Origin of the sequence: Labrenzia sp. PO1, assembly GCF_012273635.1 — a bacterium.
Lineage (GTDB): Bacteria > Pseudomonadota > Alphaproteobacteria > Rhizobiales > Stappiaceae > Roseibium > Roseibium algicola.
On the sequence record NZ_JAAXCR010000004.1, the window covers coordinates 79,158 to 93,464 of the forward strand.

The following is a 14,307-nucleotide window of genomic DNA, read 5'->3' on the forward strand; positions in this document are numbered from 1 at the left end:
CTGCCCGGTCAGGAGACCAGCACGCGTAGCTTGCTTCCGCTGGCAACAGTGAAGTTGGCACGGGTCAGAACTGCATCGAGATAAGCGGGCACCTTAAAGTCTTCACTCGGCTGCAAACCGTTGGTTTCCAGCCAGTCGGACACAAGTTCAAGGAGTCGGTCCGGGTCTTTTTCATAGAGGGCCCGACACAGCTCCATGTCGAGCTTTGCCCCGGCGGTGTTGGCGGCGGTGAGTATCATCGATCCAATCGCATTCTGTTCATCAATCATAGCGTGCTGCCAACATGCTTGCAATTTCCGGGAAAGGCCAGCACATAGCGGTTATGTGGGCGTTGGCCACCATAACCCGCTGTTATGGTCTGACCCCTTCGGCCTGCCTTCCGGCCGCAACGCCCGCCAGGCCGCAGCACAGAAGCCCGGCTGCGAAGAAAAGCGCCGAATGGCCGACAACCGGAATGAGAAAGCCGCTCAGCACGGGCCCGACCCCCTGCCCCAGGGAAATCAGGAAGAAGGTAAAGCCGAACCCGATGGACGGTGCCTGCCGGAACAGCCTCATGCTCCACATGCCGAAAAGGGCGGTCATCACGATGAAACCGACGCCGAAACAGGCCGCTGACACGTAGATCCCGAGTCTTGTTTCCACCAGCAGGGGCAGAGTGCCGATTGCGGTCCCGACCAGAACCGCCAGGACACGATAGGCAGCCTGCAAACCCCAGCGATCGACAAGACCACCGGCGAAGCAGCCGGTAACGCCCGAAATGCCCAACACGATCCAGAACAGGATTGCGTCTCGAGGATTGCCCGTCAGCATGGTCAGGAGTTCGACGGCATAAGTCCAGTAGACGGCGGTGACGATGCCGAAAAGAAATGCCGCGACAAACAGTCCGCGCGCTGTCCGATCCATAAGGATCCAGACGGACACCCTGGGCCGGGCATGTTCCAGATGCACGCTGCGCCTGGGCAAGGTGGCTGCGTTCCAGATGGTTACACTGAAGGCGATAACCGCGAAAACCAGCCAGGCGAGCCGCCAGTCACCACCGGCGAAGAGTGCCAGCGGCCCGGCAAAGGCAACACCGAAACCGGTGCCGGAGTTGATCCAGGCATAGACGCTGTTCTGCCGGCTGAGTTCCGTATGACGCACGATGACATCGGAAAAGGGCGGATAGGAAAGGCCCGGGCTTGCTCCTGCAACGAAGACGCCAAGCGCCAGTATGAACGGCGTCTGTGCCAGGGCGATCATGGCCATGCCTGTTGTGGCCGCGAGGCCGCCAAGCAGGATCGGCAAGCGCGGTTCGAACACCGTCGACAACCAGGAACCGACGAAAGTCGCCGCCAGATAGCCCAGATAGGACAGACCGGCGATCAGGCCGACCGTTTCCGGCGACAGCGCGAATTCCTGACGGATTTCCGGCAGGAACAGGCCAAAACAATAACGTGCCAGTCCGTAGGTGACAGCGACGATGGCCAGGCCCGCGGCAGTAAGACCGCGGGTCTGTGCCAAGGTCATCTCAAACCCGGCGGGAGAGCTGGAAGTGAAGTGTCTGGTCATCCGTGTAGCTCTCGCCGAATATTTCGAAATGGCCACCCTCCTGCCGGTACGAGCGATACTGATCGCGCGTGAGTTTCAGGCAGAAGTTGGAAACATGCAAGTTTCTTCCGCTGATTGAATGCGCGAATTCTTCGGCCAGAATGGCCACTTGCGCACTCTGGCCATCTTCGAACACGACAGGCAGCAAAAAGAAGCGATTCAGCGTCGGCAAACTGCGGTCCACCGCCCGTTCGAACGCGATGCGCGAAAACCGCTGCATGGCCGGGTGGGCGTAAAAACCGGAGATCTTGTCGGTCTGTTCGATGGTGTAGAGCTGGCTTTCGGACAGCAGCAGGTCTCCTGGCCGGGTAATGTCCCGCAGCCAGCCGTTGACCACTGCCGGATCGTCATTGCCTTCCTGAAAACCGAGCATTGTCACGAGGGCGGGCGGCGCACCGTCTTCGATCATGTCTTCCAGGCGGCAGGCCTCGAAAGGCGCGGTGACAAACTCAAGCGGAGTGTCCGGCAGGATCCCCGCGAGGGCTGCCCGCATCGGCGCAGCCGACATCGGATTGATGTCGACGGCGATATAACGATCTATGATGACGCCCAGGCCCTGCAGTGTCTTGAGAATGAACCCGGTCTTGACCGGCTCCGGCCCCAGTTCGACATACACCAGCCGCTCACCTGCAAGCTCGGTTGCAATCCACCCGCAGCTTTCTTCCAGCGCCGCCCGAAAAGACCTGCCGTCTTCATGAATTCGGCCAAGCGTGTCCGATGCGATGCCGGTCTCGTTCAGCTGGCGCATCAGCTGAAACACCTCGTCCAGAGGACCGGTTGCGGTCTCCGAACTGCCTTCGTTTGTGTATTTCACCCGGTTGTCCTGGGTCAGGATCGTATCGAGACTGAATTCCGTGTGGCAGGCAATTGCCCTGTGAACTCTTTGTTGCAGCGAAAGGGGGCCGGTCGTCTGGTGATCTGGCCCATGCTCCGGCTGGCCATAGGAAAGCGCTAAAGTCATGGCGGATACCTGTTTTGACAAAAGAGACTCTCGGATTACGGGATTTTTTACCGACCCTTAAATTTATAATTGAAGCGCCCCATAATGGAACGTTATGCTTGTGTGGCGCTGGACCGGCGGAAAACCGCATAGGTCGTCTTGCGCTAAAACGGAGGCAGGGACATGACCATAGGCCGTTTTAATATCGAGTTGCTGGAAGCCTTTGTGGCTGTTGCAGAAGCAGGCAACGTCACACATGCGGGATCTCGGTTGAACCGCACACAACCCTGCGTCAGCACTCAGCTGCGGCGTCTGGAGGAACGGGTCGGCAAACCGCTGATCGAGCGCAGTGCCCGCACAATGAACCTCACGCCCGCCGGGCGTATCCTCTATCAGCACGCCACGGAAATCCTGCGCTCACACGAGGAAGCCAGGCTGCGCCTGTCTGCGCCGGAACTGACCGGCACGGTGCATGTCGGCCTGCCAGAATGGTATGCGACCGGCCAGCTGCAATCGATCTTCTGCAATTTCGTGCGCATTCACCCCAACGTGAAACTTGAGATGACGGTCGCCGACAGCGCCACACTGCACGAAATGCTGTCCAACAACGAAATCAACCTCGCAATAGCCCTCGTCTCGTCAACCAAGCAGATGCCGGTCGAGATTTTCGAGGAACCGCTGCACTGGGCGGTTGGCGACAACTGCCCGCTAACCGATCCGCTGCCATTGATCATGTTTCCCGAGCCCTGCCCGTTCCGGGAAATCTCCTTCGGTTCGCTCGCCCGCGCAGGACGGCAGTGGTACGAGCGCATCACCACCACCAGCGTTGCCGCCGCCCAGGTAGCCGTTCTGTCGGGTGCAGGCCTTTGCTGCCTGCCGTCGGGAGCCATTCTGGAAGGCTTCAAGATCCTGAAGGAGCAGGATGGTTTTCCGAAGCTTCCGGCAACACAGCTCGCGATCTACACCCAGTCGACAACGCAATCGCCCATCGTCGATTACCTGGAAGAGCATCTCAACGACCTCCTGCAGAACGCCATCGCGCCGCGCTCGGCGCTGGCGGGCAAGATACAGCCGGATTTGCGGGTGGTCTGACGGCCTGAAGCCTCAGGCCCGTTCTGCCAGGATTTCCAGCAGCTTCCTGTGCGCCTCGACCGGTTTGCGGTCGACGCGCCAGACAAGATAGGTGACGGTTTCGCCGAAAGGCGGCGGGAGCGGGGTCGTCGTCAACTGGTCGGCATTGCGAAAGCCCAGGACAGCGCTTTCCGGAGCAACCGTGAAGCCGAGACCGGCCTCCACACAGCCCAGAATTCCTTCCAGCGTGCCCATTTCCGTTACTTCCCTGTCGCTCTGGCCGATACTGCCGAGCCACGCCTGCGCCGCCGCCCTATAGCTGCAACCATGGCGAAAGGCCAACAGCGGGCCCTGCTCCGAAGTGGCCGGACCAATGGCGCAGACAAGCTGTTCGCTGAAGGCATGAACCGCCTGAAACCTGGCCTTGTCGACAGGCCCGGCGACAAAGGCGGCATCGATCTTCTGATCCCACACCTTTGACAGCAGGTCTGCGGTCGGGCCGGTCGTCAGGGAAAGCGGTGCTGCGCTTTTGTCCCTCAGACGCTTGAGAAGAGCGGGCAGGCGAACGGCCGCCGTTGTTTCCATGGAGCCGAGCCTGAGCGGCGCACCTGCCCCGGCAGCTTCCAGAAGATCGCGCTCGGCCGCCGCAAATTGTTGCAGAAGCACGATCGCGCGCGCATGAACCTGTTCACCGAATTCCGTCAGCCGGGCCCCGGCCTTGCTGCGCTGGAAGACCTTCTGGCCGAATTGTTCCTCAAGACGCCGAATACGGGAGGTGACGTTCGACTGCACGCAATTCAACGCCTGGGCAGCCCCCGAAAAGGAGCCTGTCTCGGCGACTGCCATCAGTGTTTTCAAAAGCACGATGTCCATACTATTCAAATTAGAGATATCAAATTCCTTCTTCAATCATTTTTCCTGAAATGATTTTCATGGCAGCGTGTCTGCATGAAACAGCTGCTCGACACGCCCTTTACCCGCCGCTTTGCCGTTTCCCATCCGGTCGTGCTGGCGCCGATGGACAGGATTTCGGACGGCCATCTGGCCGCTGAAGTCAGCCGCGCCGGTGGCTTCGGTATTATCGGCGCCGGTTACGGCGACCCGGACTGGATCGACGCTGCCTTCGATGCGGCCGGCGACCAGCGGGTCGGTCTTGGTGTCATCACCTGGAGTCTTCTGAAAAAACCGGCACTCGTGGATCGGATCCTCGACCGCAATCCGGCGGCCCTGTTCGTTTCCTTCGGTGACGCGCAGCCGATCGTAAAGGCCGCCAGGGAGCGCGGTATTCCCACAATCTGGCAGGTGCAACGACTGGACCAGGCCGAACAGGCCCTGAGGGCCGGAACGGACGTCCTCGTCGCCCAAGGCCAGGAAGGCGGCGGTCACGGCATGGACCGCGGCCTGTCCGCCCTTCTTCCTGCGGTTCGCGATGCCGCCGGCAAGGAGTCAATCGTGTTGGCGGCCGGCGGGCTTGCGGACGGGCGCGGACTGGCAGCAGCTCTCATGCTGGGCGCGGACGGTGTCATGATGGGAACCCGTTTCTGGGCAAGCGTCGAAGCGAACGGATCGGAGAAGGCCAAGGTTGCCCTGACCAAGGCGCACGGGGACGACACGGCCCGGTCCAGTGTGTTCGACGTTGCTCGCGGTCTTGACTGGCCGTCGCAATTCACAGGGCGGGTTGTTCAGAATGCGTTTTCCCGCCCCTGGCTGGAAGATCCTGCAGGTTTGTCCGGCGCGGCTCACAAGATCCAGAAAACCTATGAGGCTGCCGATCCGGACGACTATTCCGTTCGCGCCCTGATTGCCGGAGAATCCCTCGATCTTGTGAAAACCGTTCAACCGGCGGCAAGGATCGTGGAGAACACTGTTCGAGAGGCGGCAGCGCTTCTTGCTCGCGCGCCGGATTTCGTCATCGGGTGAATTCGCACCGCTTCCTCAAGACCTCCCTGTCACCCACTCCCGTCACTATCGCGGCCTTTTCCGTCTAGCCGGTGGTGCGGCAAATTGTATGCGGCTTGGGACACTCCTGAGGGTTTTGGCACCGGGACCTGATGTGGACTCCCGGAAACCCTGGGCTTTTGAGCTGCTGACGGAATTCACCAAGCGCCCGGTTCTTCGCGATGGCGACAACTGGTTACAAATTCTCGGCCAAACACCCTGCTGTTGCCTTTGACGCAGCGAGATCTTCGGCTTAGGCCTGTTGAAGCCGGTGGAGGAGGACCCGGCAACCGTCAAATCCGGTCTGAAACGGGCAGCAGCACCATGTCTTTCAAACGCATCATTTTCTGGGCGCATCTCGTCGTCGGGGTCGCCTTTGGTCTCGTTATCCTTCTGATGTCAGCCACCGGCGTGGTCCTGACCTACGAGCGCCAGATCATCTCCTACATGGAAAGCCGCGCAGTCGAAAAACCGGCCGATGCGCAGCTCCTCTCTGTCGATGAACTGGCAACTGCCGTTCTGGCCAACGGCGGCCAACCCGGCAATTCGCTGGTCCTGCCGAGGCAGGACGGCGCCCCGGCCACACTTTCGGTCAGCCGCCGCGAGAACCATTTGCTCAACCCTTATACCGGAGAGCGGATCGACAATGCCGCGGAGGGCACAAAATCCTTCTTTGGCACGGTGACCGCGCTGCACCGCTGGTTTGCCCTTACAGGTGAAAGCCGCAGCCTTGGGCGGGCCGTGACCGGTGCTGCCAATCTCGGCTTCCTGTTCATTCTGGTGTCCGGAATTTATCTCTGGTGGCCGAAGAAATGGACCTGGCGGATCGTCAAGCTGAACCTTCTCTTCCGCAGAAACCTGCCGACCGCGAAGGCACGCGACTACAACTGGCACCATGTGTTCGGCATCTGGTCGCTCGTACCGCTGTTTGCCGTTGTGGTCTCCGGCGTCGTCATTTCCTATCCCTGGGCCAGCAACATGGTGGCCGCCGTCTTCGGGCCGGTTTCGCCCGCAGCAACCGGCCAGGCTGCCAGTGAAGAACGCCAGGGTCAGAACCGCGCTCAGGGTGAAGCCGTCAGCCTGCAGGCCATTGCCGACACGCTGAAACAAGCCGAACCGGATTGGCAGACACTTTCGGTCAAATTGCCCAACGGACAGGCTGCACGTGTGGTGATGACCGTCGATACAGGCAACGGCACCCAGCTTTCCCGCCAGACGACCTATACGGTCTCCAGGGTTTCAGGCGAGGTGCTGGGCGTCAGCGGCGCTGAAGACCAGCCGGCAGGCCGGCGCGCCAGGGTCTTCCTGAGATTTCTGCACACCGGCGAGGTCTATGGCTTCATCGGTCAATCGCTCGCGGGACTTGCCTCGCTGGCGTCGGTGTTTCTCTTCTACACAGGCTTTGCGCTTGCCTATCGCCGGCTGATCCAGCCGCTGTTCCGGCGCCGTGCCCAGCAGGCCTGAGGCATGCTCTCTTGTCGGGACTGAACCACCCAGAGTAAATCGCGTTTTGTCAGCATCGCTTTTCGCAGTCTGAAATCAGAGATTTCAACGCAAAAAGCGATGCAGGATTTTTTAGGTTAAACGCGACGTGCTCTAGGGTGTGGACCCATAAATGAAGATGAAATGGTTTGAGGTGGATTGGTCTTCCTCAAGGCGCGGAAGCGCAGGAAATGTGGCTCATTTTCAAGCTTTTGCAACGCTGAGGAGGACCAATCCAGTCAAATCCGAAGGACATGAAAATGGCTTCACCTCGTGTCGTCAGTGTGCTTGACCGGGCAGAAAGCCCGCCCAGCGCACACTTCCTAACGCGATTTTGCCATTTCTCATGCCATTTCGTCTTCATTTATGGGTCCGCACCCTAATGCGCTTCGTCCCAATTGTCGGCGGCGCGGGCATCGACCTGAAGCGGCACGGAAAGTTTCAGCGCCGGATCGCAGGCATTTTCCATCACGTCCCTGATCACCGGAATGGTTGCTTCCACCTGCGCGTCCGGCACTTCGAAGATCAGTTCGTCATGCACCTGCAGCAGCATCTGCGCATCCAGCTTTGAGCCTTCCAGCCGGTTTTCCATGCGCACCATCGCCCGGCGCAGGATATCCGCGGCAGACCCCTGGATCGGGGCGTTGATGGCGGCGCGTTCATAGAAGGCGCGCATGTTCGGGTTCTTGGTGTTCACTTCCGGATAATGCGCCTTGCGGCCGAAGATCGTGGTCACGTAGCCGTTCGCATGAACCTGCTTCTTGGTCGCTTCCATGTAGTCCTTGATGCCCGGGAAACGCTCGAAATAGGTCTTGATATAGTCGCCCGCTTCGCCGCGCGAGATGCCGAGCTGGTTGGCGAGGCCGAATGCGGAAATGCCGTAGATGATGCCGAAGTTGATCGCCTTCGCCCGGCGGCGGACCATCGGGTCCATGCCTTCGATCGGCGTTCCGAACATTTCGCTTGCCGTCATGGCGTGAATGTCCAGCCCGTCGTCGAACGCCTTCTTCAACTGAGGAATATCGGCCATATGCGCCAGGACGCGCAGCTCGATCTGGCTGTAGTCGGCCGAGATCAGCTTGTGACCCTTTTCGGCGATGAAGGCCTTGCGGATCTTGCGGCCTTCCTCGGTCCGGACCGGAATGTTCTGCAGGTTCGGTTCCGACGAGGACAGACGCCCGGTGGTGGTTGCCGCCAGCGCGTAGGATGTGTGCACACGCCCCGTTTCCGGATTGATGTAACCGGGCAGGGCGTCGGTGTAGGTGGATTTCAGCTTGGAGAGCTGGCGCCAGGAGACGATCCGCGACGGCAGTTCGTGTCCTTCCGCGGCCAGATCTTCCAGAACCTGCGCCGAAGTCGACCAGGCGCCGGTCTTTGTCTTCTTGCCGCCGGGAAGACCCATCTTGCCGAACAGGATATCACCAAGCTGCTTGGGCGAACCGATGTTGAAGCTTTCACCGGCCAGCTCATAGATCTCGGCTTCCTTGCCCGCCATGCCTTGCGCGAATTCACCCGAAAGACGCGACAACATCTGCCGGTCGACGGAGATGCCGCGCTTTTCCATGCGCGCAAGCACCGGCACCATCGGCCGTTCCAGCGTCTCGTAGGCGGTTGCCATATGCTCGGAAGCCAGCCTCGGCTTCAGGATCAGCCAGAGACGAAGCGTCACATCGGCGTCTTCCGCCGCATAGGCGGTTGCCTTGTCGATGGCGACCTTGTCGAAGGTGATCATCGACTTGCCGGAGCCGCAGATTTCCTTGAACGGGATCGGCTTGTGATCGAGCCAGCGCTCGGACAGTTCGTCCATGCCGTTGCCGCCCTTGCCGGCATCGACCGTGTAGGAGAGCAGCATCGTGTCGTCGTATGGCGTGATGTCGACACCGTACCGTGTCATCACCAGCCAGTCGTACTTGAGGTTCTGCGCGATCTTGAGAACCGAACGGTCCTCCAGCATCGGCTTCAGCACTTCCAACGCGTCTTTCAGCGGGATCTGGCCTTCGACAAGACCGCCGCCGCCAAGAAGATCACCCTCGCCGTCGACGTGGCCAAGCGGCACATAACAGGCCTTGCCGGGCTCGCTGGACAGCGAAACACCGACAAGCTCTGCCTGCATGGCGTCCAGCGATGTCGTTTCGGTGTCGAAGGCGACGTAGCCCTTTTCAAAGGCCGCGTCGCACCATTCCTTCAAGCGGTCGAGGCTGGTGACGGTTTCATAGGCGCTGCTGTCGACCGGGATCGCCCGGATCGTCTGGGCGCGTGCATCGGCAACCGTCTGCGGTACCAGCAGGCCGGAATTGTCCGGGTCGGCGTCGCCCGGGTTTTTTGCAGCTTCCGAACCCGCGCTGTCACTGCCGGCTGCGCGCTCCATCATCCGGCCCTTGTGGTCCGGAATATCCCACCCCGGAACCTTGAGGTCCGATGCATCGACGGTATCCAGATCGGCACCGGTCACATCCGCAACGCGCCGGGTGAGGGTGGTGAACCCCATCGCCTTCAGGAAGCCGAGCGCCTTGGGTCCGTCAACATCGGTTACCGACAATTCGCCTACCGGCACCTTGACCGGCACATCCTGCTTGAGAGTGACGAGCTGCCTGGAAATTCGCGCCTGATCGGCAAATTCGATCAGGTTTTCCCGGCGCTTGTTCTGTTTGATCGTGTCTGCCTTGGCGAGCAGCGTTTCCAGATCGCCGAATTCGTTGATCAAAAGGGCCGCGGTCTTCAGCCCGATACCCGGCACGCCGGGCACGTTATCGACGCTGTCGCCCGCCAGCGATTGCACCTCGATGACCTTGTCGGGACCGACGCCGAATTTCTCGAACACCTCGGCTTCGCCGAAGGTCTTGTTCTTCATGGTGTCGATCATGCCCACCTTCGGGCCGATCAACTGCATCAGGTCCTTGTCGCCTGAAACGATGGTGACGCGCGCGCCCTGTTCGGCAGCCTCACGGGCATAGGTCGCAATCAGGTCGTCCGCCTCGAAGCCTTCCTGCTCGATGCAGTGAACCGAAAAGGCGCGTGTCGCTTCGCGGATAAGGCCGAACTGCGGCACCAGATCTTCCGGCGGGTCCGGCCGGTGTGCCTTGTATTCCGGATAAATCTCGTTCCGGAATGTCTGCGCGGAATGGTCGAAGATCACCGCGAAATGGGTGGGCTCGTCGCCTTCCTCCGGTGTCAGGCCTTCCTGCAGCAGCTTCCACAGCATGTTGCAGAAGCCAGAAACCGCCCCGACAGGAAGCCCGTCCGGCTTGCGCGTCAGCGGCGGAAGCGCGTGATAGGCGCGAAAAATGAACGTGGACCCGTCGACCAGGATGAGATGGTCATCGGCGGTGAGGGCGGAGGAGGTGCTTTGCGTCGACATGGCGCGGATCATGCCCGCAGCCTGTTCTGGAGAAAAGTCCTAAAGTTAAAAATTCCAAGCTTGCCGATCACTCAGCTGCCTGTGCCTGACGTTTCCCGCCAAAGGTTCCGCTGAGATAGGCCCAGGCGGGCCTGCGGAACAGGAACCAGCCGATGTTCGTGCGGCGGATCAGCCAGAACAGGATCATCGGACTGACCGACGCCACCAGCGTCACGATCAACGACGTTGTGCCGATATCAAGGATGCCCAGCTTCAGCAGAATCACCCGCGTCACGCCCATGGGGAAGAAGAAGGCGAGATAGATGACGATCGAGTTTTCGCCGAAATGCTGCAGGAAACCGAGCCGGCCCCATTTCACGATCAACGCGCTGGTAAGGATAATGGCACCCGCACCGGCCGCGCCAAGAACAAGGGCAATGACCGGCAGATGCGCCCAGCCGGCATAGACCAGCGTGCCGTTCACCAGGCCCCAGACCAGCAGACACACGAGACTGATCCCGATCCGCTCGCGCGCCCAGTCGGCCAGGGCGAAGATCTGCGGAGCAAAAACGAAGCCGGCATAGAAGAAAACGAAACGGGCCGCGAATTCATCCACCAGAAGCCAGCCGGTGTGGATCGGCGCGATCTGCAGAAGTGCGCCGACGGCCAGAACCAGTTGCCACGGCACACCCTTGTCGTGGGCGACCTTCGACACGACGAAGAAGACCGGCAACATGTAGATGAACCACAAGGTACCGAAGGGCTCGATGAAACTCAGGAAATAGAGTTCCACCGTTGCACGAACGCTGGTTTCCTCGATGAAGACGGGCGCCTTCACCAGAAACTGGATCGTCATCCACAGCACATAAAAGTAGGCAAAGTGGACGACCTTGCGATCAAGATAGAGTTTCCAGTCGCGGGTAATGACGTTCGACAGGAACAGGCCGGAGATCAGGAAAAAATCCGGCATGCGGAAGGGCGCTGCAAAGGCGACGACCACATGCATCCAGCCTGTCTGGCCAGCGGCGGCTTCCACGCCGAGCACCGAATGCATCATCACGACGAAGATGATGCAGATGCCCTTGGCGGTGTCCACCCAATCTACACGGCTGGCGCTCATTCTACCGCTGCCTGCTCCGCTTCAGTCCGGTTTCGGGTCCAATTCAGGGCAGACATAACCTTGACTGGTAAATTATACGCATACACCAGCAGTCACGTTTTAGTGAGCGTTTGGGAAATCAGGGCTTCGCGTTATCCGAGCCATCCTGCCAGGGGCTGAGCTTCGGCTGGCCGGAGCCACCACCCGTGCCGCTGTTTTTTTCGCTCCAGTCGCCTTCGTCCAGATCCACGACGCCGTCATCCGGCCGGCGCATACCACCGCCGCCATCGACGATAACGACGTTCGATCGGGCAATGATGAACCGCGCCAGCGCTTCGCGCACTGGCGGTATGAACAGGAGCAGGCCGATGGCATCCGTGACGAAACCCGGGATCAGCAGCAGAATGCTGGCAAGAACGATCATTGCACCCTGCATCACCTCGTTTCCGGGTGTGCGGCCGGCATCCAGCTCCGTTTGCATGCGCATCAGCAGTGACAGGCCCTGCTGGCGCAGCATCACTGTCCCGGCCAACGCGGTGATCACCGTCAGCAGGATTGTCGGGAACACACCGATCAAGCCTCCCACCCAGATGAACATCGCAATCTCGATCAGGGGCAGAAGAAGAATTGCGGCAATGATATAAAGTCCCACGGGAGCTCCATCGTCTGATAAGCTATTCGGACCTAAGGTAGACATTCACTCGCAAAAATGCGAGCAGGCAGTCACGAAATGGCTATGAATGCAAAGATTCAGTCTTGCTCTTGGGTCTGGATGCTGGTTCAAGGACCCCCTAAATAGGAAGCAGACAGGCCTTGCGTACGAGGCTGCGCTCACCTGGCAGTTAGAGCAGGCGGCTCTAGGGCCTCAAAAAGGGTAACCGGAAGTTACGATGAACGAGATTTTTGACCCGTTGAACCTCCTCCTGATGGGACTTGCGGTTTTCATTCTGTTCAGACTGCGATCGGTGCTGGGCAAACGCACCGGCAATGAGCGCCCGCCATTCGACCCCTATTCCAAGCCCGATCAGCCGCGTGAACGCAAAAACGGCAACGATCAGGACAATGTCATCCCGATGCCGAACCAGACCACGCTGGAGGCCGAGCCGGTCGAGGAGAGCGGTCGTGGTGGCGACGTCGTGATCGACAAGGTTGCCCCGGCGGGCTCCGCATTGAACAGCGCCCTGAAGCAGATCCTGTCCGTCGACCGCAGCTTCGAGCCGGAACCTTTCCTGGAAGGCGCACGCGCCGCCTACGAGATGATCGTGATGGCTTTTGCGGACGGCGACAAGAAAGCGCTGAAGAACCTTCTGTCCCGCGAAGTCTATGAAGGCTTCGTCACCGCAATCGACGATCGCGAAAAGCGTGGCGAGACCATCGAATCGACCTTTGTCGGCATCGACAAGGCAGAAATCGTCGAAGCTGCACTGAAGAATTCGACCGCCCAGGTAACCGTGAAGATCCACAGCCAGCTGATTTCCGCCACCCGCGACAAGGCCGGTGAAGTGGTCGACGGCGATCCGGCCAAGGTAAGCGAAGTGATCGACATCTGGACCTTCGCCCGGGACACCACGTCCCGCGATCCGAACTGGAAGCTGGTCGCGACCGAATCCGCAGAGTAATCACGATGCAGGGCAAGCGGAACACGCGGCCCCGGCCGGGCTTCCGGCTTGTCTCACTGCTAAAGGGCGCGGTTCTGGCCGCGCCGCTTTTCTTTTCAGGAGCTGCCTCAGCCATGGTACCAGGCCAACGGATCCCGGACCGGTTCGAGGCAATCTCCTTCTCCAGTCTGCCGGGCTGGCTGAACGACGATCATGCCGCCGCCCTTGCCGGTTTTCTGCGCCTGTGCCGCAAACCGGAAATCCTGAGCCAGGACACCGTTTTTCCCTCCATCGCCGCAGCAGATCTGCAAACGCTCTGTAACGACGCCGAAAAGGCCGCAAAGTCCGGTGATGAAGCACCGCGAGACTTTTTCGAAAGCCGGTTCACGCCGCATCGAATTGCCCAGAGCGGATTTGTGACGGGCTATTTCGAGCCGGAACTGGCCGCCTCGCGGGTCAGAACCGAGATATTCCGGTATCCCTTGCTCAAAAAACCGGAAGGCCTGGAGGCGATCACGCCGGAAAATCGGCCACAGGACTGGCCCGAGACGCTCAGCCATGGACGGCGGGTTGATGGACGCGTCACCGAAATGCCGGATCGGAGCGCCATCATGGATGGCAAGCTCGATCCGGAAAATCTCGAACTCGTCTGGCTTGCCGATCCGATCGACGCCTATTTCGTACATGTTCAGGGCTCGGCGAGGCTGCGTCTTGCGGACGGAAGCGCGATGCGGGTAGGTTATGCGGGCAAGACAGGCCACCCCTATACCGGCATTGGCCGGTTGCTGGTAACGCGCGGAGAAGGCACGCCGGAGGACTTCACGGCTGCCGGACTTCGTGCCTGGCTGGAAGCGCATCCCGAAGAGCGCGATCAGCTGTTCCGGCAAAACCGGTCTTTCATCTTCTTTCGGGAGGTCGACGAAATCGGCGTGAACGACGGGCCCGTCGGGGCCGCGGGCCTTCCCCTTGTGGCAGGCCGCAGCCTTGCGGTCGATCCGAGTTTCATTCCCTATGGGTCCATGGTTTTCGTCGCCTCCGCGCTGAAGGATCACGACAGCGACGACGGCCCTTTCCGGCGGCTGATGGTGGCAGATGACACCGGATCGGCAATCAAGGGCCCGGCGCGGGGCGATATCTTCGTCGGATCCGGGCAGACGGCAGGCGCTATTGCCGGAGAAATCCGCCACAAGGCCGACTTCACGATTCTGGTGCCGAACATCCGTCTTGGTCCCGCTGGTGTGGCGGCGGACTGAGA

At 60.2% G+C, this 14,307-nt stretch carries 12 protein-coding genes; 5 read left to right on the forward strand and 7 right to left on the reverse strand.

Annotation, left to right across the window (positions count from 1 at the left end; genetic code table 11):
* Window positions 1–8: 8 nt before the first annotated feature.
* From HCG46_RS20430 to HCG46_RS20440, 3 genes are all read right to left on the reverse strand, one after another.
* A complete protein-coding gene (locus HCG46_RS20430; RefSeq protein WP_023002373.1) occupies window positions 9–269 on the reverse strand; it encodes a hypothetical protein in 261 nt (86 codons plus the stop codon).
* 82 nt (window positions 270–351) lie between these two features.
* Window positions 352–1,500: an MFS transporter gene (locus HCG46_RS20435; RefSeq protein ID WP_168687254.1), complete on the reverse strand. Its 1,149-nt coding sequence runs from the start codon at window positions 1,498–1,500 to the stop codon at window positions 352–354.
* Between the two features lie 7 nt (window positions 1,501–1,507).
* Complete coding sequence (locus HCG46_RS20440; protein WP_168687255.1) at window positions 1,508–2,548, reverse strand: hypothetical protein; 1,041 nt, start codon at window positions 2,546–2,548, stop codon at window positions 1,508–1,510.
* Between the two features lie 162 nt (window positions 2,549–2,710).
* On the opposite strand from HCG46_RS20440, the gene HCG46_RS20445 reads away from it, so the two are divergent.
* A complete protein-coding gene (locus tag HCG46_RS20445) occupies window positions 2,711–3,619 on the forward strand; it encodes a LysR family transcriptional regulator (RefSeq protein WP_023002376.1) in 909 nt (302 codons plus the stop codon).
* Window positions 3,620–3,631: 12 nt separating this feature from the next.
* Here the strand turns inward: HCG46_RS20445 and HCG46_RS20450 are convergent, their stop codons facing one another.
* On the reverse strand, window positions 3,632–4,471 hold the full coding sequence (locus HCG46_RS20450) for a LysR family transcriptional regulator (RefSeq protein ID WP_228870532.1): 840 nt from the start codon (window positions 4,469–4,471) through the stop codon (window positions 3,632–3,634).
* A 75-nt stretch (window positions 4,472–4,546) separates the two neighbouring features.
* Between HCG46_RS20450 and HCG46_RS20455 the strand changes: the two genes are divergently transcribed.
* Window positions 4,547–5,518: a nitronate monooxygenase gene (locus HCG46_RS20455; RefSeq protein WP_209009556.1), complete on the forward strand. Its 972-nt coding sequence runs from the start codon at window positions 4,547–4,549 to the stop codon at window positions 5,516–5,518.
* A 342-nt stretch (window positions 5,519–5,860) separates the two neighbouring features.
* The gene (locus HCG46_RS20460) at window positions 5,861–7,000 is read left to right on the forward strand and encodes a PepSY-associated TM helix domain-containing protein (RefSeq protein ID WP_168687257.1); all 1,140 of its coding nucleotides are present in this window, start codon (window positions 5,861–5,863) and stop codon (window positions 6,998–7,000) included.
* Window positions 7,001–7,397: 397 nt separating this feature from the next.
* On the opposite strand, the gene polA is transcribed toward HCG46_RS20460, so the two are convergent.
* The 3 genes from polA to HCG46_RS20475 form a co-directional block, all read right to left on the reverse strand.
* Entirely contained in the window at window positions 7,398–10,388 is a 2,991-nt protein-coding gene (gene polA, locus HCG46_RS20465; protein ID WP_168687258.1) for a DNA polymerase I, read from the reverse strand.
* A 55-nt stretch (window positions 10,389–10,443) separates the two neighbouring features.
* The gene (locus HCG46_RS20470; RefSeq protein ID WP_168687259.1) at window positions 10,444–11,475 is read right to left on the reverse strand and encodes an acyltransferase family protein; all 1,032 of its coding nucleotides are present in this window, start codon (window positions 11,473–11,475) and stop codon (window positions 10,444–10,446) included.
* Between the two features lie 118 nt (window positions 11,476–11,593).
* On the reverse strand, window positions 11,594–12,106 hold the full coding sequence (locus HCG46_RS20475; RefSeq protein WP_075283209.1) for an FxsA family protein: 513 nt from the start codon (window positions 12,104–12,106) through the stop codon (window positions 11,594–11,596).
* Window positions 12,107–12,344: 238 nt separating this feature from the next.
* On the opposite strand from HCG46_RS20475, the gene HCG46_RS20480 reads away from it, so the two are divergent.
* Window positions 12,345–13,073: a Tim44/TimA family putative adaptor protein gene (locus tag HCG46_RS20480; protein WP_023002384.1), complete on the forward strand. Its 729-nt coding sequence runs from the start codon at window positions 12,345–12,347 to the stop codon at window positions 13,071–13,073.
* A 113-nt stretch (window positions 13,074–13,186) separates the two neighbouring features.
* Window positions 13,187–14,305 carry an MltA domain-containing protein gene (locus HCG46_RS20485; RefSeq protein ID WP_209009558.1) on the forward strand — a complete coding sequence of 373 codons (1,119 nt, stop codon included), beginning with the start codon at window positions 13,187–13,189 and terminating at the stop codon, window positions 14,303–14,305.
* Window positions 14,306–14,307: the final 2 nt, after the last annotated feature.